Origin of the sequence: Borreliella kurtenbachii (genome assembly GCF_030437945.2) — a bacterium.
Classification (GTDB): Bacteria; Spirochaetota; Spirochaetia; order Borreliales; family Borreliaceae; genus Borreliella; species Borreliella carolinensis.
In genome coordinates, this window is sequence record NZ_CP124058.1 from 789521 (window position 1) to 810001 (window position 20481).

Annotated in this window: 21 protein-coding genes and 1 tRNA gene; 5 read left to right on the top strand and 17 right to left on the bottom strand. The window is 27.0% G+C overall.

Annotation, left to right across the window (positions count from 1 at the left end; translation table 11 throughout):
- Window positions 1-5: 5 nt before the first annotated feature.
- Window positions 6-464: a septum formation initiator family protein gene (locus QIA22_RS04340; protein WP_301612045.1), complete on the bottom strand. Its 459-nt coding sequence runs from the start codon at window positions 462-464 to the stop codon at window positions 6-8.
- A 97-nt stretch (window positions 465-561) separates the two neighbouring features.
- Between QIA22_RS04340 and QIA22_RS04345 the strand changes: the two genes are divergently transcribed.
- On the top strand, window positions 562-1695 hold the full coding sequence (locus tag QIA22_RS04345; RefSeq protein WP_301612047.1) for a hypothetical protein: 1134 nt from the start codon (window positions 562-564) through the stop codon (window positions 1693-1695).
- Between the two features lie 215 nt (window positions 1696-1910).
- On the opposite strand, the gene QIA22_RS04350 is transcribed toward QIA22_RS04345, so the two are convergent.
- From QIA22_RS04350 to QIA22_RS04375, 6 genes are all read right to left on the bottom strand, one after another.
- Entirely contained in the window at window positions 1911-2924 is a 1014-nt protein-coding gene (locus tag QIA22_RS04350; protein ID WP_301612049.1) for a DUF4340 domain-containing protein, read from the bottom strand.
- Between the two features lie 19 nt (window positions 2925-2943).
- Complete coding sequence (locus tag QIA22_RS04355) at window positions 2944-4452, bottom strand: GldG family protein (RefSeq protein ID WP_301612050.1); 1509 nt, start codon at window positions 4450-4452, stop codon at window positions 2944-2946.
- A 4-nt stretch (window positions 4453-4456) separates the two neighbouring features.
- Window positions 4457-5191 carry an ABC transporter permease gene (locus tag QIA22_RS04360; RefSeq protein ID WP_301612051.1) on the bottom strand — a complete coding sequence of 245 codons (735 nt, stop codon included), beginning with the start codon at window positions 5189-5191 and terminating at the stop codon, window positions 4457-4459.
- Entirely contained in the window at window positions 5188-6117 is a 930-nt protein-coding gene (locus QIA22_RS04365) for an ABC transporter ATP-binding protein (protein WP_301612052.1), read from the bottom strand. Before QIA22_RS04365 ends, QIA22_RS04360 begins: the two co-directional genes overlap by 4 nt.
- 8 nt (window positions 6118-6125) lie before the next feature.
- A complete protein-coding gene (locus QIA22_RS04370) occupies window positions 6126-7085 on the bottom strand; it encodes a ribonuclease Z (protein ID WP_301612053.1) in 960 nt (319 codons plus the stop codon).
- 201 nt (window positions 7086-7286) lie between these two features.
- Complete coding sequence (locus QIA22_RS04375; protein WP_301612054.1) at window positions 7287-8354, bottom strand: NAD(P)/FAD-dependent oxidoreductase; 1068 nt, start codon at window positions 8352-8354, stop codon at window positions 7287-7289.
- A 200-nt stretch (window positions 8355-8554) separates the two neighbouring features.
- Between QIA22_RS04375 and QIA22_RS04380 the strand changes: the two genes are divergently transcribed.
- The 3 genes from QIA22_RS04380 (at window position 8555) to QIA22_RS04390 (ending at window position 10008) form a co-directional block, all read left to right on the top strand.
- Window positions 8555-9151 carry an ATP-dependent Clp protease proteolytic subunit gene (locus QIA22_RS04380; protein ID WP_301612213.1) on the top strand — a complete coding sequence of 199 codons (597 nt, stop codon included), beginning with the start codon at window positions 8555-8557 and terminating at the stop codon, window positions 9149-9151.
- Between the two features lie 46 nt (window positions 9152-9197).
- Window positions 9198-9857 carry a hypothetical protein gene (locus tag QIA22_RS04385; RefSeq protein ID WP_301612214.1) on the top strand — a complete coding sequence of 220 codons (660 nt, stop codon included), beginning with the start codon at window positions 9198-9200 and terminating at the stop codon, window positions 9855-9857.
- Between the two features lie 67 nt (window positions 9858-9924).
- Window positions 9925-10008 (top strand) — tRNA-Leu (locus QIA22_RS04390).
- A gap of 12 nt (window positions 10009-10020) precedes the next feature.
- Here the strand turns inward: QIA22_RS04390 and QIA22_RS04395 are convergent.
- Together QIA22_RS04395 and QIA22_RS04400 are read right to left on the bottom strand one after the other, a co-directional pair.
- Window positions 10021-10875, bottom strand: coding sequence for a DUF368 domain-containing protein (locus QIA22_RS04395; RefSeq protein ID WP_301612056.1), 855 nt, complete (start codon window positions 10873-10875; stop codon window positions 10021-10023).
- 38 nt (window positions 10876-10913) lie between these two features.
- Window positions 10914-11243: a nucleoside triphosphate pyrophosphohydrolase family protein gene (locus QIA22_RS04400; RefSeq protein WP_301612058.1), complete on the bottom strand. Its 330-nt coding sequence runs from the start codon at window positions 11241-11243 to the stop codon at window positions 10914-10916.
- Window positions 11244-11357: 114 nt separating this feature from the next.
- Here QIA22_RS04400 and QIA22_RS04405 point away from each other — a divergent pair, with 114 nt between their 5' ends.
- Window positions 11358-12245: a LysM peptidoglycan-binding domain-containing M23 family metallopeptidase gene (locus tag QIA22_RS04405; protein ID WP_301612059.1), complete on the top strand. Its 888-nt coding sequence runs from the start codon at window positions 11358-11360 to the stop codon at window positions 12243-12245.
- Window positions 12246-12499: 254 nt separating this feature from the next.
- Here the strand turns inward: QIA22_RS04405 and QIA22_RS04410 are convergent, their stop codons facing one another.
- From QIA22_RS04410 to QIA22_RS04445, 8 genes are all read right to left on the bottom strand, one after another.
- A complete protein-coding gene (locus tag QIA22_RS04410; protein ID WP_301612061.1) occupies window positions 12500-13858 on the bottom strand; it encodes a sigma-54-dependent transcriptional regulator in 1359 nt (452 codons plus the stop codon).
- Window positions 13859-13860: 2 nt separating this feature from the next.
- Window positions 13861-15009 (bottom strand): two-component system sensor histidine kinase NtrB, encoded by a 1149-nt coding sequence (locus tag QIA22_RS04415; protein ID WP_301612064.1) that lies wholly within the window; start codon window positions 15007-15009, stop codon window positions 13861-13863.
- The gene (locus tag QIA22_RS04420) at window positions 15006-16052 is read right to left on the bottom strand and encodes a hypothetical protein (protein WP_301612066.1); all 1047 of its coding nucleotides are present in this window, start codon (window positions 16050-16052) and stop codon (window positions 15006-15008) included. The genes QIA22_RS04415 and QIA22_RS04420 overlap by 4 nt, the downstream gene beginning before the upstream one ends.
- Window positions 16053-16062: 10 nt before the next feature.
- Complete coding sequence (locus tag QIA22_RS04425; RefSeq protein ID WP_301341887.1) at window positions 16063-16551, bottom strand: CvpA family protein; 489 nt, start codon at window positions 16549-16551, stop codon at window positions 16063-16065.
- Complete coding sequence (gene murG, locus QIA22_RS04430) at window positions 16548-17639, bottom strand: undecaprenyldiphospho-muramoylpentapeptide beta-N-acetylglucosaminyltransferase (RefSeq protein ID WP_301612067.1); 1092 nt, start codon at window positions 17637-17639, stop codon at window positions 16548-16550. The genes QIA22_RS04425 and murG overlap by 4 nt, the downstream gene beginning before the upstream one ends.
- 148 nt (window positions 17640-17787) lie before the next feature.
- On the bottom strand, window positions 17788-18582 hold the full coding sequence (locus tag QIA22_RS04435) for a PfkB family carbohydrate kinase (RefSeq protein ID WP_301612069.1): 795 nt from the start codon (window positions 18580-18582) through the stop codon (window positions 17788-17790).
- The gene (tsaD, locus tag QIA22_RS04440) at window positions 18557-19597 is read right to left on the bottom strand and encodes a tRNA (adenosine(37)-N6)-threonylcarbamoyltransferase complex transferase subunit TsaD (RefSeq protein WP_301612070.1); all 1041 of its coding nucleotides are present in this window, start codon (window positions 19595-19597) and stop codon (window positions 18557-18559) included. The genes QIA22_RS04435 and tsaD overlap by 26 nt, the downstream gene beginning before the upstream one ends.
- On the bottom strand, window positions 19594-20475 hold the full coding sequence (locus QIA22_RS04445; RefSeq protein WP_301612072.1) for a divergent polysaccharide deacetylase family protein: 882 nt from the start codon (window positions 20473-20475) through the stop codon (window positions 19594-19596). Before QIA22_RS04445 ends, tsaD begins: the two co-directional genes overlap by 4 nt.
- Window positions 20476-20481: the final 6 nt, after the last annotated feature.

The window sequence follows — 20481 nt, forward strand, 5'->3', positions numbered from 1 at the left end:
AAAGACTAATCCTTCGGGTTGTTGGAGGCAGGTTTATTGCTTTTTATATTTTTTTTGGTTTGGATAATGCAACTTGATAAAAAATAATAAATTAAACCTATTGCTATTGATATAAGGTAAAAATTTTGATTCTTGGAAAGGGGCTTTTGTAAGTTTAATATTTGCCCTTGGTTATATTGATCTTTATTGGTGTTAGTTTTTATTACTGTTGAGTTTTTTGGGTAGTAGCCCAATTTTTTAGCTTCTTTTAGAATTTCTGATTTAGATACTTGTAGATTAATATATCTTGCTTTTAATTCTTTTTGAATTTCTTTTAGTTTTTCGATGTGATTTTTTATTAATATTAAGTTGTTATCCAATTTTTGATAATTAACAAATCCTCTCTCTCCAAATATGGGAGCTATTATAAAATAGCTTAGTATTCCTGAGTAAAAAGACATTGCAATTTTTTTATAAATGGTCATATAGCTTGTAATTATATTCTTAATATACTATATTTACAAGTAGTTAAAGTTGGTTTAGATTGTAGTTCTATTAGTAGTTTCGGAGAGCAAGTTTGGCATGAAGGAAAGTATTTTTTTTATCAAGGAAGGTCCCAAGGAAGTTGATTTTGATATTGAAAAGGTATTTTTAAGAGGTGAATCTGTTGATATTGTTCCTACAACTTCAGATAATCTTAAAACTTTTTTAGACGAAAAGCTGTTAAAACTCGATAACATATTAAAAGAAAGGCATGGCGAGTTGATTAATTGTTTAAAGGACGTTGAGCTTCGTGTTGAGAGAGTTGAAAAAGAAATGCTTGACAATAGTCTTAAGCTTGTTCAAAGAGATTTTATTTCTTATGATTCTAAGGCTTTTGAAAAAAAGTCATCTGAGACAGATGACTCATTTCCTAAGAAAGAAGATAATTTGCCTAATATTTCTATTGGTCAAGAAGAATTAGATGCGCTTCTTGAAGGTATCAATTATGTCCCAAAAGAAAATGAAGAAGTTCAGCACGATGTTAAATTTAATAGAGATAAAGATTTAAGCTTGACTAGCAATTTTCATGTGGATGATAATTTGTCTAATAATAATATTTTAAAAAAAGAAGATATTAATGCTGGCAGTGATAATGTGTCCACAGAAAATATTGAGTTAAATAATAATAACGATCACAGTGAAAAATTGGAGAGCTTTACAGATAATAAACAACGTTTAGATTTGATTGATGAGAATGGAAACATTAAGCATGAGAATGGTAGCAATTGTGCGATTCTTGAGAGCTCTGGTGAGCGTTTTGAGCTAAAAGAATTTGATGACTTTGAAAATATTTTAAAAGAGGACCTAGGCTCTAAGGTTGCCGAGGGGTCTTTTTCTAATGATGGAGAGAAAGATTCGCATGATCATTTGAGTGATGAGGCAGATCAAAACCAAAGCAATGATTTTGCTAATTATAAAAAGTCCAGCTCTCAAAACACAACTAAGGATCCTTCTAATTTTAATTTTAAGGATGTTGAAAGGGTTGTGAGCAAATTTAATGCGCAAGAATCTTTAAATAATGTTGCGCTAAGTAGCGATGAAAAAGCCATATTAATAAATTTTATTGATAGAGTAGAAAGTGAGCTTGAGTTAAATCCTAATAGAAATATTTTTAAAATTAAACAAGAGTATGAAGTTTTAAAAAAAGTTAAATTTTTACTTACCAAAGGTTAAAAATCCATTCGTTTAAATTCTATTTTTTACAAAAATTCTTAATTCTTAAATTAATTTTTGATAGCTTGGGGTGTTCTTGTTTTAACTTATTAAGTTTGGTTTAAAAGATATTATCAGTAAAGCCAAACAACATCTTATCTTTTGATAAAATGTTGTTTTTGTCATGGTTACATTTTAATTATATTTATTTTTATGCTTTTTATATATAAGCAAGATTAATCTGCATTGTTGTGATGTTCATGGTGATCTTTTTGATTATCATTGCTAGAAGTATTATCTTTTTCTAATAATTTTTTTTCTAAGTCAAATACATCAAAAAAAGTCCATTTGCTAGTAGTGTAGTAATATTCATCTTTATCTTTTTTAATTAATATGTCTTTGTCATTTTCTTCTTTTTTATTAAAATAAACTTCAATATTATTGACACTTTTATTGCTCCATTGGACTTGAATTCTGTACTGAAGATTGTAGTCATCTATTTTAGATTTATCAATTTCAAGTCCATCAGCTTTAAATTCAGCAATAATATTTAAAGGCCTTTCCTTTATCATTTTTTGGTTATTTAAAAAATAAAGGCCATCTTTAGTGGTAATTTCATAGTTATTATTTATATTATTTTCATTTTCTTTGTTTAATTTTCTTATTATTTTGAATGATAAAGTTTCTAATTTTGTGTTTTTTTCTTGGAATAATGCAGTATCTGAGAATGTATTGTAAGAATTTCCTTTATATGATAAGAAAATGTTTTTTGTTAAGTAAACATTTTCGTCGCTGCCTTTAATGTATGCTAGTCTTGAATCGCCTTCTCCTGATTTTCCAACAAAAATTTCTGTTAACAGTTTGTTATTATTGTCAAATAATTTAAAACTTGGGTTTTCCCCAATTCCCAGTTCTTTGTGTTTTTTTTGATCTCTGCTTACAAGTTTATTTTTTTGAAGCTCGTCTAATGCTTTAATTAGAGAGTTAACTTTTTTATTGTCAACAGGAATATTTTGTTTATTGTATGTTAGCATCCAATCTTTGCCAAGTTTTGTTAGTGTTCCTTCAAGCTCTGTTTCAATTTTAGAAATTAAATTAAAATCAAAATCAAAGAATTTTTCTTCCAGGATCCTTGCTACTTTATTTTCATTTGAAAAAATTATTCCCAATAAGAATGTAGATGTTAACACTATTATTGTCAATATTTTTATTTTTTCTTTATTGATTGAGAATATTTTTGGTTTTGTCATAAATACTCCTTTGTTCTTATTAATTTGTTTTTCTTTTTCTAGTAAATCTAACAAGTCCAAATATTAATATTATTGTTGGAAGAATAATTAAGTTAACAATTATTAATGAAAACTTTGCATTGACCATTTCGTTTGAAGAGCTTGCAAATTTTAATTTAGCTCGTACTTCTCTGGACTTAATATTAAAAAATTCTTCCTTTTGCATTAAATAATCTGAAATTCTTCCTGATAGTTCAAAGTTTGATGGAGAACCGTTGTACATATAATCACTAAATATCATGCTTGATCCTGTTAGGATTATTTTAGAATTTTTGGAATATTGATCTTTATAAGGACTTTTAATTTTCCCTTCAATTGCATATCCTAGTATTTTAATTTTATTCTCTTCAAATTTATTTGGAATTTCAAATGCATTCAAAGATATGTTTGAAAGATTAGGCTCTTTAACTTGCCATGATTGTTTGGAGCTTGCAAATAGAGGTAAAAATTTTACTTCTGTTTCGTCTTTTTTTATAAGTTCTAATGAGCTGCTCCAAGGAATTGTAGCGGTATAAAAATTTTTAAGTAATGGCATGTCTTTTTTTATAATATTGCTTTTGTCTATTAAAATCCATGGATAGTAAGTTTGGAAATTGCCACCCAAAAAGATTGTGGGTGCTCTTTTATCAAGAATAATATTATCGTTGTATTTTATACCATAACTTTCAAATAGATCAAATAGGCCGGATTTAATAGGAGCTATGCCATATGGATTTTGAGGATTGTAGTCAATTGCACTTGTTGCAACAAATATTTTTCCATCATTAACAACAAAATCGTCAATTTTTTTTGCAATTTCTTTATCAATTTCTTTAGCACCAATAATGAATAATCCATTTATATCTTTTCTAATGTCTTCTAATTTTTCAGTTTTTAAATCTATCTCTTTTATTTCAATTCCAAATGCTTTTTTCATTATTTCGGAAAAGTTTTTGTGTGCTTCTTTTAAAGTGCTGTCTCCAAAAGCAAGTCCTAAAACTTTTTTTGTATTGTTTATTAGTTTGTCAAGTACATTTGCAAGGTCATATTCTAAATTACTAATTTCTGTTACAACCGGTATTACTTCTCTTTTGCCCTCGTAAATAATCTCAATTCCTGAATATATTTTAAGTATTGAGAGCTGATTAATATCTCTTAAATCGATTTGCTGAGAAGGAATGCCAATGTGCTCTAATGGTGTTGAAATTTTATCAGCGTCAAGTTCTTTGTAAATTACCTTACCTTTTGAAGCATCAGAAAAACTTATTAAAAAATTTTTTACTTGGCTTGGAAAAGCAAAATAGTTTTCAAGGCTTCCCGAATTGTAATATGTTATATATATTGTTTCATTTGCACTTGAGAACAAATTTTTTGTAACTTTAGATATTGTAAAAGCTTTGTGTTTTGTAAAGTCTATTTTAAAAATGAAAATAGATATATTACAAAAAATCAAAAAGATTATTGTAAGGTTCAGTGTTAGGTTTAAAACTTCATTTTCTTTATTTTTCATAAATTTATCTCCATTTTTTTAGTGTTATGCTGTGTGTGCTTAGTATTAGAAATGTGATTGTGAATGTAATAAAATAAATAAAGTCTGATAAGTTTAATATGCCCATATTAAAATAGCTAAAGTGATTAGTTATTGAAACAAAATTAAGCATTTCTCCTATTATATTTTCTTTTCCGAATATCATAACCAATTTTCCAGAAAATAATATTAATATCAGTGTAAATACGGTTAGAATGTAAGAGACTATTTGGCTTTTTGTAATAGAGGATATAAATGTTCCCATGCTTAGCACTGAGAGAGAATAAAGAATTATTCCTAGGTATTGAAGAAATATTATTCCAAGATCAAATTCACCCATGAAAATTGTCATTATTGTAAGGGGTAGGGTAAGTGAGAATAATATTAAGGTAAATATTTTAAGAGTAATAAATTTACCTAAGACTATCTCTTGAGGGCTTAGCGGCAGAGCATAAAGAAGTTCAATGCTTCCTGTTTTATGCTCTTCTGAGAATACTCCCATGCTAAGTGCTGGCAGTACCAACATTAAAATAATAGGCATTGAAGAGAAATAAGAGGTAAGAGATGCATTGTCTTTAATAAAAAATCCTGATAAAAAAATAAATGAAAAGTTTATGAATATTAAAAAAAATAGCATCACAACGTATGCAGTTGGAGTTCCAAATAATATTTTTAGTTCTTTTTTAGAAAGCGATAAAGATTTCTTTAAATCTATTTTCATTTTTCTCTCTCCTTGGTTAATTTGCTAAATATCTTTTCAAGACTTTCATGTTTTGGGATCATTGCTTTTAAGATTATATTATTTTTTACTATGTAGCTAAAGAGATCTTCTTCTGTTTTGCCTTGAGATAGTTTTAATGAAATATTTAAGTCTTTTTCGTGTTCTTCAAATTTTATTAATGTAAAAATATCATTTTTGCTATTGAAAATTTTTTTTTCATTTTCAGATTTTTTTAAAACTATTAATTCTATTTCAATCTCTTTAAGTTTATTTTTAATAATATTTTCTTTTGTGTCATCAGCAACAATTACTCCGTTGTTGACAATAATTATTCTTTTACAAATAGATTCTACTTCACTTAGTATGTGTGAAGAGAATAATATTGTACTTTCTTTTGCAAGCTCTCTTAAAAATTCTTTAAATTCAATTATTTGATTTGGATCAAGACCATTTGTTGGCTCATCAAGTATTACAAGTTTGGGATTGTTTATTAAAGCGCCAGCTATTCCCACTCTTTGTTTAAATCCTTTTGAGAGTTGAGAAATCAGCTTATCTTCAACTTCTTTTAATTTGAATATGCTTATTACTCTATCAATTTCTTTTTTTAATTTTTTAACACCTTTTATTTCTGATATGAACTTTAAATATTCCTTAACAGAAAGCTCTGGATAAAGAGCTAGTTTTTCAGGAACATATCCTATTTGTTGTAGTATTTCTTTTGAATGCTCTACAATGTCTTTTCCAAAAATTTTTACATTACCTTTGCTTGGATAATGAAATGATGTTAAGATTTTGATTAATGTGGACTTTCCGGCTCCGTTTGGGCCAAGTATTCCAAGCACTTCGCCTTCTTCAACCTTAAAGCTAACATTAAATAGTGCTGTAAATGGCCCATACATTTTAGTAACTTTTTCTACATTTATCATATACCCTCCTATTTAATAATAAAGTTATTTTTATTTGCTTCAAGTCTCATCCCATCTCTTGTTAAAAAAATTTCTCCGTCTGGATATTCCAATTTTGCCTCCTTTAGTAAGTTTTCAAGATCTTTTCTTAATGTATATCTTTCGCTAAAATGAATAAGGCCTGTTTGTAAAACTTTTGCTTGCTTGACAATATTTGCAGCCCCACCAGCTGTTAAGTGAAGTTTTTTATCTGCTTCCTTTTTTAGCTCATTTTTAAATGTACTCTCAATTATTACAAGGTTAAAATTTTTGATTTGTTGTATGAGTTCTTTAAAATAACCAGTATCTGTAAGGTATGCAACTTTTAGTCCTTTTTTAGATTTTCCAAGTATTTCTGATGGCTTTATAATTTTTCCGTTTACCAATATTTCTTTTCCATCTTGTAGGGCTTTTCTAATAGGCCCTTTAGGAATATTTAACTCTTCTGCTTTTTCTGTATTGAATTTTCCAGGCTTATCTTTTTCTATGAATAAATATCCAACACATTCTATTGAATGTTTTAGTTTGGTATATTCAATTTTTTTTGTTTTGTCCTCATATATTATTTTGTCGGTTTTATTTATGATTATTTCTTTATAAATTATTTCATAATTTTTATATATTTTAAGCATATTTATATTGGCTTTTGTATAGTTTTTTATTCCAACAGGCCCAGCAATTATTAATGGGTCTTTTCTTGTTTCTCCACTTTGTGACATCAGCATCACTATTCCGAGTAGTCCTGTGATGTGATCAGCATGCAAATGCGTAATGCAAATCATTTTTATTTTTTGCCAAGATATTTTTTGCTTTCTTAAAGACATTTGGGTTCCTTCTCCACAATCGAATAAAAAATTATCCCCATTGTATTCGATTAGCACGGACGACAAATATCTGTTATGGAGCGGCCTTGTTCCTCCAGTTCCTATAATGTTAATATTGAATCCCAAAGATTATTCTCCTGGTTTGTTCTGAAAGTATTAATTAATTTTAATTGGTTTGTTAAATTTTGCCTCACTTTCTAGTTTCTCTTTGGACAAGAATTATTTTAGCTTAACTTAAACATTATATTATTTTTTTTTGAATTTAGAAATATTTAGAAATATTAAGAGATATAATCGCGTATTAGCATAGATTTGAAAATTTTGATTTTAAGAATGATCCAAAATATTATAGTATTTTTCATATCTTTTAATATTATAATGATTTGGAATTTTGTCAATTTTTTCAATATTATTAATTAATAAATTAGATAAGTATGGTGCCATTGATATGCCCCTTGTTCCAAATCCATTTAATATGAAGATATTTTTATGCTTGGGGTGTTCTCCTAAGAAAGGCTCTCTGTCAAGGGTTGAAGGTCTTATGTGGGCTTTTTGATCAATAACTTTGCATTTTAGATTTGTTATTTTTTTAAATTTTCCCAATAATTCTAATTTTGCCCATTCATTTGTAAGCGTATTCCAAGTGTTCCATTCATAAGTCCCCCCAAGGTAAAATTTATTGCCCTTTAAGTGAATTAAGGATACGTGTCTATTGTAAACCTCTTTAAAATTTAATTTGTTACATTCTAATATAATGATTTCTCCTTTTGCAGGCTCAAATGGGAGATAAGAAAAAAATCCTTTGAGTTTTTCTTTATATCCTTTTGCAAATATTAATTTTTCAAATTTGAAATCTTCTATTTTGAAAGAATTTTCTTTAAGTTTAATTTGATTTTCGTCTATATTTTTGTTTATATATGAATTTTTTTTGATTAAATATTTTTTAATATTTTTTATATAGATTTTTGTATTAATCCTGGCGCCTTTTATTATCATTCCGCCGTTAGAGTCGTTTGAGAAATTGTAAATTTTTCCATCTTGTATTTTTAAAATAAAGTTTTTTATGTTTTTATCATTTTTAAGTTTATCAATCAGTTCATTTTTTTGATTTTCAGTAGTAAAAGGTCTAAAAATATTTTTTTCTATAAAAAAATTAGATTTAATGGTTTTTTCAATTTCTTGATAGTAATTTTTTGCAAATTCAAAAATATGTGGTTCTCTCCAAGCAATGTTCATTTTCCTACCCATAATGGGATTAATAAGTCCGCCTGCTACTATTGTTGCTTTTGTATCTTCATTGTCAAAAAGAATTACTTTTTTATTTCTTTTAAGCAGTTCGTAAGTAACAGTGCTTCCCGCTATTCCTCCCCCAATAACTGCAAATTCATAATGCATTATAAACTCCTTTTTGAATTTTACTTATTTGTAAAATTTAGAGTATTTTTTGGCTTTGATGAAGTTTAATTAAAGATTTATTAGTCTTTTTATTTTCAGAGAGTAAGTGCAATTGTTTAATTTTTGTGCTTTTTTATCATTTAAAAACCTTTTATTTTCAATTATAATATATCATTATGTTTTTGTATAAGGGATGTTTTATGGCCGGGAAAGAAGATAATGATGCTTGTGTTTTGCATGATAAATCATTGAAATTAGTTTTAAAGAGTAGATCAATAGTTGTTGCTGGTGAGATTACTAAGGATGTTTCTAGGCTTTTCCAGGAAAAAATATTATTGTTAGAGGCTTTAGATTTTAAAAAGCCCATATTTGTGTACATTGATTCAGAAGGAGGCGATATTGATGCTGGATTTGCTATTTTTAATATGATTCGTTTTGTTAAGCCTAAAGTTTTTACAGTTGGAGTAGGGCTTGTAGCTAGTGCTGCTGCTTTAATTTTTTTGGCAGCAAAATTAGAAAATAGATTTTCACTACCTTTTGCCAGGTATTTATTGCACCAGCCTTTGAGTGGATTTAAAGGAGTTGCTACAGATATTGAGATTTACACTAATGAGTTAAATAAAGTTAAAAAAGAACTTAATAATATTATTGCAAAAGAAACAGGTCAAAAAATTTCTAAAATAGAAAAGGATACTGATAGAGATTTTTGGCTAGACAGTGGCGCTGCAAAAAAGTATGGACTTGTATTTGAAGTTGTTGAGACAAAATGCCAACTTGAAGAGTTTGTTTCTTCTTAATGTTTTATTTTTTTCCTGCAATTTTGTAGATACAGATTTTAGTGTTTTGGAGCTTAAGGTTGCAAATTTTAATTTAAATGATGACTCTTCTCAAGGTTTACTCGATTCTGCTTATAATATTTTAAGTCAAAGTTTTGATTTGATAATTATTAAGAATCTTGAGAATAAAAATGTACTTGATTTAATTAATAATAGAGTTTTATTTGGAACTTTTAAGAATGCTTATTTTATTGATCAAGGCAAGGAACTTTCTGTTAGTATTCTTTCTAAGCACAAAATAAATATTAAAGTTTTAAGTGTAATGCAAAATTCTTGTGATTTAAAATTAGGATTGCTTGTGGATTTTAAATTTAAGAGCAATCACTATGGTATTGTTATTTATAATTTAAGCAAGGATTTTATTAAAAATCCTGCTAGTTTGCAAATTAATGAGCAAATTTTATATTTAAAAGCTCAAATAGATAAATTAATTTTTATTTTAGATGAATCTGAATTTGTTATTTTTGATTTATTGATCAAAAATGGGTTTTTTAGCTTAATAAATGATTCAAACAATGTTTCAATGTTAGCAAATAAAATTGATTTTAGAGTTTTTTCTAATTTTTTTGCTAGGGTTTCTTTATATTCATTTATGTTTGTAATTGCAGATTATTTGCATAGCAATTATGTTATTGAAAATTTTCCTCAAAAAATAGTTATCAATTAAGTTTTTATATTTATTTTATTATTTAGCTTGACATTGCAATATATTATTATTTATTATATTATTCTATGCCGAAGTGGTGGAATTGGTAGACACACAGGACTTAAAATCCTGAGGAGGAAGCTCCGTACCGGTTCAAGTCCGGTCTTCGGTATTTTTTAATTTTTTATTGAGATTTTTCAGCCAATTTTTTGTTTATAAAGATTCCCAGTGTAAATAATATTCCTAAAGACACAAAAGATGTAAAGCCGATTTTAAAGTTCAATTTTAATACAATTAATATCATTTGTAGAATTGATCCAAAAATTAAGCCTTTTGATAAATAAATAAAATTATTTAAGTTATTATCTATTATTTTCTTTATTATTAATATTGATGTAATTATTCCTATTGTTGCAGCTGTTGCAAATATTGTAATAAGGGTAATGTTAAATTCAGATATAATAAGTATTATTTCTTTATAAAAGCCAAGTAGCAAAAGCATTGCAGATCCTGAGATTCCTGGTAAGATCATTGATGCTCCGCTTATTGTTCCAGAGGATATCAATAATAAGTAATATTTTATTGAGTTTTTGTCTTTAGGTATTGTACTTTGCAATTGTATATTAGATTCTTTGATTATTAACAAGAGTACAATAATGCTCATGCCAATAAAAAACAATAAATTATTTAATATTTTTGTATTACTATTTATTTCTTTTATAGATATTTCTGTTTTTAGTGTTAGCATATTTCCAAATGCTAATCCTATAAAAAATGTTATTAGCAGCGCTTCTATTATTCCATTGTCAAAAGCATATTTAAATATTTTAGCAGTTAGTAATATTGAGGTTAGCATTCCTGTTGCCAAAATAGTTAAAAACATTAAATTTTTTTTAATTTCTGTGAGTTTTAATATTTCTGAGATAGAGTCTATTATTTTGTAATAAATTTTTAATATTAAAGCCAGTGTTCCCCCAGAAACCCCCGGAATTATGTTTGCAATTCCAAGTAAGATTCCCTTGATATAAATATTAAGCATTTTTATTTTAGGCTTTTAATATTTTTAATTTAAATGTCTTATCTGTCATCGCCTTCGCCATTTATTGTGCCATTTTCATGTCGTTTTTGTATTTTTCTTAGGTTTGTAAGGGCAACATCTTCAAGGGTAATGCCCAAATTATTGCTTAAACTTGACAGGTACCATAATACGTCCCCAAGCTCTTTTTTAATTGATATTAAATATTCATCATCAATAATGTAATTTTTGTCTCTTCCCAATTTTTTTATTTTTTCAACAACTTCTCCAGTTTCACCAGCAAGACCAAGTGTTGTTAAAATTAATTCTTCTTTTTTATTTTTGTATTTAGCAGTTTTTTTTGCTTTTTCTTGGTATTCGTTTAGCTCCATGTTGAGAGAAAGTTTATTACAGTTTATTATTATTTGCAAGTCCAAACAGGATTTATTTTTTTTATGTTTTTTATTATATTTGATTAATTAATCGTAAAAGAATTTGTAGTATGAATGAGTAAAACTTTTTTGTTATTTAAAGTAGTTTTTATTTTTTTTAATATAATTTGTGTTTTTTCTTATCCAGAAATAAAAAATTTTTCAAGAAAAGACCCTGTTTTTTCTGATCTTAAAATTAAAGTTTTAAAATATAACAAAAAACAGCATATTCCCTTGTTTTTTTACTTGTATAAAGTTAAAAAAGGAGATACTTTTTTTAAAATTGCCAATAAAATAAATGGATGGCAGTCTGGCATTGCTACTGTTAATTTATTAGATTCTCCTGTTGTGAGTGTGGGAGAAGAGATTCTTATTCCTAGCAAAAAAGGAGTTTTTGTTTTTGATAGTAAGGATTATAGGTTTAATAATTTGCTTTTAGCAACAAGAGATCTTACTAAAGCTGAAAAGGTAAAAATTAAAAGGAATGATAGAGTTTATGAATTTTATTTTTTTGATTTTGTCAAAAACCCGGATTTTGGACTTTTTTCAGGCACAGAGTTGCTTTTTTTCTTAAATGCCAACTTTATTTTTCCTTTAAAAAAATTTATTGTTAGTTCTGATTTTGGTTTTAGAAATGATCCTTTTACCGGCAATAAAAGTTTTCATACGGGAATAGATCTTGCAGCTCCAATGAATACGGAAGTGTATTCTTCTTCTTCTGGAGTAGTCATTGAAGTTGGATACAACGATCTTTATGGTAATTTTGTTGTAGTTGGTCATAAAAATAATATTAAATCTCTTTATGGGCATTTAAATTCATATTCTGTAAAGATAGGGGATTTTGTTAAATCGGGTGAATTTCTTGGAAGAGTAGGGCAAACGGGGCGTTCAACGGGGCCTCATTTACACTTTGAAATATTAAAAAAAAATATTCCCATTAACCCCTTGAAGGTTTTAAAATAAAGCTAGTTGCAAGCCAGCTAAATATATGATATTATCAAATTGTATTGATTATTAATAAATAATAGTATATAATTATTTGTTTGATAAAAATATTTTTACACTTTTACACCAAGATTTTAAAAGAAAGTGTTTCATTTTAATATAATTATTGGTATTAAAAAATTTTTTGGTTTCAAAACTATACATTTAATTTAAAGCAATGTTATTTTTTTGTATTTATTATAATTTAATAATGTAATAATTTAAAATAAATCTTATTGATCAATGTGATATTCGATTATTTTATTGTGTAAAGTTTTTCTTCCTATTTTTAGTATTTCAGCGCATTTGCTCTTGTTGTTTTTAGAATGAAAAAGCGTTTGTTTTATTATTTCTTTTTCGGCCTCTTTTAGGCTAATTCCTATTGGTAGTGTTATTTTAAATATAAGATTTTCATTATTTTTGATTTTTACTGGTAAATCTTCTTTAGTGATTTGTTTGCCCTTTGATAATATTAATGCGCTTTCAAGTACATTTTTTAATTCTCTAATATTTCCTGGCCAATCGTAATAATAGAGAGCTTTCATTGCATCATTAGAAAGAGTTTTTTCTTCTCTGTTGTTTTCTTTTGCAACGTCTTTTATTAGTATGTTTGTTAAATAAGATATATCATCTTTTCTCTCTCTTAAAGGCGGTATGTTTATATTAATAATATTTAATCTATAAAATAAATCTTCTCTAAATTTTTCCTTTTTAATTTCCTCTTCAATGTTTTTGTTTGTTGCAGCCAGAAGCCTGATATCAACTTTAATTGTAGTTTCTCCCCCAACACGTTCAAAGGTTTTGTTTTGCAGTACTCTTAAAAGTTTAACTTGAATTTCAGGCGAAATTTCTGCTATCTCATCAAGGAAAATTGTGCCTTTGTTTGCAAGTTCAAATCTGCCTTTTTTTTGGGAAATTGCTCCAGTGAATGCTCCTTTTTCATGGCCAAAAAGTTCGCTTTCAAGAATGCTTTCAGAAAGTGCAGCGCAATTTACTTTTATAAATGGTTTGTCATTTCTATTTGAAAGATCAAAAATAGCATCCGCTATTATTTCTTTGCCAACACCGCTTTCGCCTGTTATAAGAACAGATGCATTTGATTTTGCTATTTTTATTACAAGTTCAAAAATTTTTTGCATTAATAGTGATTTTCCCATGATTTTTTCATAGTATTTTAGGTCTTTTCTTATTAGTATATTTTCTAAATTGGCATTTTCATTATCGTTATTTTCTTTTTTATTTAGTGATCTTTTTATTATTAGCAAAAGTCTTTCAAGGTCTAAGGGTTTTGTTAAAAAATCGTAAGCACCCTCCCTCATAGCATCCACAGCAGAATCAACTGTTCCGTGGGCAGTTAGAATAATAAAAGGTATTCCTAAGTTTTTTTCTTTAACTATTTTGAGCAATTTTTCTCCAGATATCTGAGGCATTCTCAGGTCAGATATTATTACATCAAGATTTTCATTTTCAATTGTTTCAAGAGCCTCTTCTCCGTCACTAGCAGTGAAAACAAAATATCCTTCATCCTCAAGATAAGTAGCAATTCCTTCTCTAATATTCTTTTCATCATCAGCTACAAGTATTTTGCTCATTTTCAATACCCTTCAATTAAAATATTTTTTTTATTTAGTTTGGGAAGTGTAATTGTAAAAATAGTGCCTTTGCCTTCTTTGCTTTCCATAAAAATTTCACCCCCAAGCTCTTTTATTATTTTATAAGAAATAGTAAGGCCTATTCCACTTCCTTTTTCTTTTGTGCTAAATTGAGGTTTAAATATTTCCTCTTTTACTTCATCTTTTATTCCATTTCCATTATCTTTTATGTTGATATGTATTTTATTGTCTTTTTCGAAAAGAAAAATTTCTATTTTTTTTATTTCTTTTTTTGTTTCAAGTAATGCTTCTTCTGCATTTTTAACTATGTTTATAATAACTTGTTTTAACAGTTTCTCATCAATGAGAATATTGCTTATTTTGTCTAAATTAAGCAATAGTTTTATGTTTTTGTTTTCTAATCCAGGATTTAACAATTCACACACACTGCCTAATACTTGTTTAATGTCTTTTTCTTGTAAGTTAATTTTTATTGGCCTTACGGTTAATAAAAATTCTGTTACTATTTTATCTACTCTGTTTATTTCTTCTTTTATTACTTTAAAATAATTTTCAGCTTTGTTATTCTTTATATTTTCTTTTTCAATTTCCTTTTTTAGCAATTGTAAATTTATATCGATTGCTCCAAGTGGGTTTTTGATTTCATGGGCAATATTTCTTGCATGTCTTGTAAAAGAGGCTAAAGCCTCAACTCTTCTAAATAGCTCCTCTTTCTTTTTTTTCTCTTTAATGTCTTCGATTAAAATAATATTGCCTTCAAGTTTTTTTTCTTTTACATAAGGCATAAATGAAATTTTAATATATATGCTGTTTGAGATTGGAACTTCTAATCCTATTATTTTATCTTCTGTTCTAACTAGTTCTTTTATTAAATTTATTAAGATTGGAATTTGAATATCATCAAGAATTTCTATTTTTGATTTAGACGTTAAAGCTAAAATTTGGTATAAAATCTTGTTTGAGTAGATTATATTGTTTTGTTTGTCAAGTACAATGATGCCTTCATTAATTGATGCAAATATTCCGTCATATATTTCTATTTTTTTGTAAATTTGTTCAATAAATTTAGTTTTTTCTTCATTAGATAATTTGTTTAGCTTTGTTAAAGCTTTTTTGAAAAAATTATTCATATCTCCTCATAATTTAGCATCAAGTTTTCTATTATTAATTTTTTATTTTGATTATAGGGGCGATATTTGTAAATATTTTTTAAATGCTGTGTGTATTTGAGATATTGATTTATGTTTATTTTTTTTTCTAAAAAATCTTTTCTAATGTTAATTGCAAGTTCGTTTAAAAATATTTTAAAGCTTTGATCATCTTTTATAAATTCGCTTTCTTCAAGATTAAATATGGATTTTTTTTCTTTTATTATATTTAAAATTTTTATCAATTCTTTTTTTATTTTTTTGCTTTCTTCTTTGTAAAATGAGGCAAAATACTCTTCAATTGTTATATCTTTATTTATTAGAAAGCTTTCTTTGAATCTTTGAATTTCTAAGTTTCTTTCTGATTTTGTGAAATTGTAGACTCTAAGTCTTGAAAGTATTGTTTTTGGTATTTTATTTTTATTTCTTGCTGCTAAGATAAAGTAAATATTTGAAGGTGGCTCTTCTAGTATTTTTAAAAGTGAATTGTGCACGTTGAATGATAAATTTTCGATTTCGTTTATGTATATTACCTTTGGTTTTACTTTTTCAGAAAAAATCCAAGTTTGAATTTTTTTTACATCATGAACAGTAATGCTATGATTTATTTCTTTGTTTATATTTTCTATATTTTTTATAAGCTCATTTTTTATTTTTTCATTGTATTCTTTTTCATAATAAACAGAATTAATATAGTTGATATTTTTCTCTATTTTTTTCAAATTTTTTTCATTACTGAAATTACATTTGGTGAAAATTACAGTTTTAATATACTCTAAGTATTTATTTGCTATTTGGTGTGAATTTGTAGAAAGATGCGCTTTTGCTTCTACTGTATCGAAATTTGAGAAAATGAGTAAATTGGGGTTTGTTAAGTTTTTCCCGTTTAATATTTTTTTTGCAATCTCAATAGCGCTGATCTTTTTTGATGAAAATTTTTCTCCTAGTAAAAGAATTGCATTTGGCAATATTTTTTGATCATATGCGTTTATTATGTCTTTGGCAATTTTGGGAAGCATTGTCATTTTTGGCTCCTTATTTTGTTTTTGAAATTTTAAAGAGATAGTTTATTCCAGGGTTTAAATAATCAAGTAGTTTGCTTTCTTTTAGGAAATATTCGGGTTTAAATATTTGTTGTGAGTGTATTATGTAAACCACGATTGCAATTATTCCAAAAGCTTCAAGCAGGCCAAGTACTAGGCCCAGTATTCTATTAAAGAATAATAATTTAAGTTGGCTTATTATTGACTCTATTAATGCCTGTAGGATTAAAAATCCTATATGTATGAGCAGAAAAAATACAAGTAGTGCTTGAATGTAGGATAGTTCAACAATAGGCTCAATCAGTCTTCTAAACTCTTCAGTTTTTTTGTAAAGCAGTAATATTAAAACAAAAACCTCAGCAAATCCACTAATTTCTTTAATAAATCCTCTTAAAAATCCTCTAAATCCTAAAGATGTAAAAATTATTATTATTAGTATGTCTACTATTCCGGTTATTTTTACAGGATCGTTTGTTATCATTTAGATTTTGTCTCCTTAATATCTTTTATTAGTAATTTGGCTATTAAAGTTGAAGAATGCTTATTGTTGAATTTTTCGATATTTTCTTTAAGAGAGTTGATTTTTTCTTTATCTTTTAAAGTTTCTTTTATAATTTTTAAAATATTTGTATTTAAAATTTCATCTTCGTCTATATAAATACAAGCATTTTGATTTTCTAGTAGTTTTGCATTTTTAATTTGATCTCCTCTAGAGCCTTTTTTAAATGGAATCAAAATTACACATGTGCCAGCATTTGCAAATTCTTTTATTGCTCCAGCTCCAGCTCTGCTTATTATTATATTGGAAAATTTAACTATGCTTGCCATTTCTTCTGCGTTAAAAAATTGTCTTCTCAGGTAATTGTCTTCTCTTAAGGCATTTAAGTTTTTCCCCGATTGATGGATGAAGTAGATTCCAATATCCCTTTTAATACAGAGTGCAAGGTTGTTTAAAGCATTAGCCCCAAGAGATCCCCCAAGTATGCTAATAATTGGTTTATCAGTGTTTTGTGTCAATTGTTTGATGATTTTGGGGTTTGGAGTTAAAAATTCTCTTCTTATGGGAGATCCTGTGTAGACAATGTTTTTGTGGTTTTTGAAGTATTTTTCGCTTTCTTTAAAGCTTATGTGTATTTTATTTGTGAATTTAGAGTTAATTTTTGTTGCAAGTCCAGGGTCTAGATCCATTTCATGGGTTATTCTTTTTATTTTTAGCAAGCTAGATGCAATAATTGCAGGAGTTGAAACAAATCCCCCAGTTGCATAGATAATCTGAGGTTTATATTTTTGCAAAATGTAGAAGCTTTTTATTATTCCGAGTATTACTTTGAAAAAGTCAGTAAAGTTTTGAAAAGAAAAATAACGCCTAAGTTTGCCACATGGAACCGAAATAAATTTAATATTATTTTGTTCTTTTATTAATTTTTCTTCTATAGAATTTTTTTTGCCTATCCAAAAAAAATCAATTTCATTGTCAAGTTCTTTTAATGTCTGTATTATGGATATTCCTGGAAATACGTGACCCCCAGTCCCTCCTCCTGTAAAAAATATTATTTTTTTATTTGACATATATTTTTTTACTCATAAAAATAATAAAGTACACGCTTTGTAATAGATTTTTTGTACATTTTATGCTAGGAATATATTTAAATTCAAATATTTTCTTTGTACTAAAAATCGATTCATTTTTTTAAATTGAATTTAATGAAATTTAAATTCAAAATGTATTTTTTAAAAATTTTTCAATCTGAACCCCTTCTTTTTTTAAAACATTTTCTTTAATTGAATCTTTTATTATTAAGTGGATAGCTTTTGTTGTTTTTTCTAGGGCTTGTTCTATTTCGAATTTTTCCAAGTATCCTATAAGCAAGCTAGTAAATAAATCTCCTGTTCCACTGAAATTTTGTTCTAATCTTTCTAAAAAAAATTCTGAGTATTCTTTGTTTTTTGGATTGTAACAAATGTTTCCCAAAAGATCTCCTTTTTTAACGCTTGTAACAACTACTATCCCTTTGGTATCAAGATTTAATATTGCTTTTATGATATCATCTTTGTTTTTAAGTTGTGAGCTTTTGCTTAGCATTTCAAGCTCTGTGATATTAGGTGTTATTATGTTTGCATACTTTATTATTTTTCGAAATCCACTAATTATTTTATTATCAAATATGGGGTAAATTGTTCCATCGTCAGCAAACACAGGGTCAATTACAATTTTTTCAAATTTTATTAATTTAATTATTTTTTCTATTGTTAGCTGTTGTTTTTCGCTTCCCAGAAATCCCGTATAAAGTATGTCAAAGTGTTCATTTTGCTCTTTCCATATATTGATAAATTTTTCCAAATGATCGGTTAAATCTACTATTTCAAATTTTTTATAAGTTGTAGAAGCAGAAAGGACGGCTGTTACAAAAGGACAAACTTGCATATTAAACGAAGATATTATCGGTATGCATATTGTAAGAGATGTTCTTCCCATGCTTGAAATATCATGCATTGCTAAAATTCTTTTCATTATTTTTCCCTCTATGCTGGTTTTTGTAATTTTCTATTCTTGAATTTGCATCAATTTCTATTGGACTTTCTCCATATTTTAAATACATATTAAATCCAAGTCCTGCAATCATTGCTCCATTATCTGTGCAAAGATCAATAGGAGGGTAGTAAGTTTGTATTTTAAGTTTATTTATTTTTTCTCTTAAATATAAATTGCTTGCAACTCCGCCTGCTATTACCAATTTGTTAATTTGAGTATCTTTTATAGCTCTTTTTAGCGGGGTGATTAGATTTTCAAATGCAGCTTTTTGGAAGCTTGCAGCTATATTATTTTTTGTTATTGGATTATCTTTGATTTTGAATTTTTCGAGTTGGTGTATGCAAGCTGTTTTTAGTCCAGAGTATGAAAAATCATACCAGTTTTCTTTTTTTTTAAAGGTGGCAACTGGAAATTGAAATGTGTTTTCATCTCCATTTTTAGATATTTGTTCGATGTTTGGACCTCCCGGAAACCCCATATCATAATGTTTTGCTACTTTGTCAAAAGCCTCTCCGCAAGAATCATCTAGAGTTCTTCCAAGTATTTCAACATCATCGAAATTTTTTTGTTTAGCAATCAATGTATGTCCACCACTTAATAATAATGATATAAATGGATATTCTATTTTTGAGTGCATTAAAGGAGCATAAAGATGCCCTAAGATGTGATCAATGCAAATAATAGGTTTTTTTAATGAAATTGCTAGACCTTTGGCAAAGTTTAATCCAACTATTAAGGACCCAATAAGTCCAGGTCTAGATGTTACAGCTATTAAATCAATTTCAGATATTTTAGTATTTGCCTTTTTGAGTGCTTTTATACAAACAGACATAATAGCTTCAGTATGAAGTCTTGAGGCAATCTCAGGTACTATGCCATAATATTTTTTGTGTTCTGTTTGACTTAATTTTATATTGCTTAAAATATGAATTCCATTTTCTACTACAGCTACGCAACAGTCGTCACAAGAGGTTTCTATTCCAAGTACTTTCATCTGATTGTTTCCTCGTAAAGATTTAATAAGTTTTCAAATTCGAATTCCTGGGTTAAATCAGGCTCCTCTTTTTTAAGGACTTTTAGCGTATTTTTAGACCAAATGTGTCCGATTACTTTTACTATTCCGTTTTTTCTGGCAATATTTTTTGCTTTTTCAAGTTCCTTTATTACGGATTCTTCTGTATCTTTGCTATCAAGAAATACATCTCTTTTTTCTACTCTAACCCCAATTTCTTTGCCTATTATTTCTGGTACGCTTCCTGCAATAGTTACGCTGTCGAAAAAATATCTGTCAATCTCTTTAAGCTTTTCTAAAATTATTCTCATCAAATCTTTGTTTGAAGTGATTAAACTTCCCATATGGTTATTCATTATTTTTGCATCAGGATACTTTTTAAATGCTTTTTCGATTTTTTTGTGTATTTCTTCTTTTTTATCTTTTATGTTTATATGAAATTTTTCTATTGAATTTCTATGTTTTGATTGCATTGGGAAGTGTATTATTACTGATTTGTTAGCATTTATAAGTTTTTTGTATAAACTCATTGATTTTGCTAAAAAAGGAATTATTGCATAATTTATTTTAAGATTAAGTTTTATAAATTGTTCTAACATAAATTCATCATAACCCACGTCGTCGATGATTAAGTAAAATTTAGGTTTGCTTTTGGCTTTTCCATTGGTTTTGTTGTTTTTTATTATTAAGTTGGTTTTTTGTATTTTTTCAAATCTATTTTTAAGTGGGACATTTGCAACTTTTGAATTGTTGTTAAAATATAAAAAACTTGCAAATGTCTGAGTTACTGCAATAATAATAGAAATTATAATAAAAACGACAATAATAAACTTGTTTTTTTTAATATAAAATATAAACATTCATGA

Coding starts and splice junctions, on each gene's coding strand:
- QIA22_RS04340 (WP_301612045.1), bottom strand. CDS start 464: ATGACCATTTATAAAAAAATTGCAATGTCTTTTTACTCAGGAATACTA.
- QIA22_RS04345 (WP_301612047.1), top strand. CDS start 562: ATGAAGGAAAGTATTTTTTTTATCAAGGAAGGTCCCAAGGAAGTTGAT.
- QIA22_RS04350 (WP_301612049.1), bottom strand. CDS start 2,924: ATGACAAAACCAAAAATATTCTCAATCAATAAAGAAAAAATAAAAATA.
- QIA22_RS04355 (WP_301612050.1), bottom strand. CDS start 4,452: ATGAAAAATAAAGAAAATGAAGTTTTAAACCTAACACTGAACCTTACA.
- QIA22_RS04360 (WP_301612051.1), bottom strand. CDS start 5,191: ATGAAAATAGATTTAAAGAAATCTTTATCGCTTTCTAAAAAAGAACTA.
- QIA22_RS04365 (WP_301612052.1), bottom strand. CDS start 6,117: ATGATAAATGTAGAAAAAGTTACTAAAATGTATGGGCCATTTACAGCA.
- QIA22_RS04375 (WP_301612054.1), bottom strand. CDS start 8,354: ATGCATTATGAATTTGCAGTTATTGGGGGAGGAATAGCGGGAAGCACT.
- QIA22_RS04380 (WP_301612213.1), top strand. CDS start 8,555: ATGGCCGGGAAAGAAGATAATGATGCTTGTGTTTTGCATGATAAATCA.
- QIA22_RS04395 (WP_301612056.1), bottom strand. CDS start 10,875: ATGCTTAATATTTATATCAAGGGAATCTTACTTGGAATTGCAAACATA.
- QIA22_RS04400 (WP_301612058.1), bottom strand. CDS start 11,243: ATGGAGCTAAACGAATACCAAGAAAAAGCAAAAAAAACTGCTAAATAC.
- QIA22_RS04405 (WP_301612059.1), top strand. CDS start 11,358: ATGAGTAAAACTTTTTTGTTATTTAAAGTAGTTTTTATTTTTTTTAAT.
- QIA22_RS04410 (WP_301612061.1), bottom strand. CDS start 13,858: ATGAGCAAAATACTTGTAGCTGATGATGAAAAGAATATTAGAGAAGGA.
- QIA22_RS04415 (WP_301612064.1), bottom strand. CDS start 15,009: ATGAATAATTTTTTCAAAAAAGCTTTAACAAAGCTAAACAAATTATCT.
- QIA22_RS04420 (WP_301612066.1), bottom strand. CDS start 16,052: ATGACAATGCTTCCCAAAATTGCCAAAGACATAATAAACGCATATGAT.
- QIA22_RS04425 (WP_301341887.1), bottom strand. CDS start 16,551: ATGATAACAAACGATCCTGTAAAAATAACCGGAATAGTAGACATACTA.
- murG (WP_301612067.1), bottom strand. CDS start 17,639: ATGTCAAATAAAAAAATAATATTTTTTACAGGAGGAGGGACTGGGGGT.
- QIA22_RS04435 (WP_301612069.1), bottom strand. CDS start 18,582: ATGAAAAGAATTTTAGCAATGCATGATATTTCAAGCATGGGAAGAACA.
- tsaD (WP_301612070.1), bottom strand. CDS start 19,597: ATGAAAGTACTTGGAATAGAAACCTCTTGTGACGACTGTTGCGTAGCT.
- QIA22_RS04445 (WP_301612072.1), bottom strand. CDS start 20,475: ATGTTTATATTTTATATTAAAAAAAACAAGTTTATTATTGTCGTTTTT.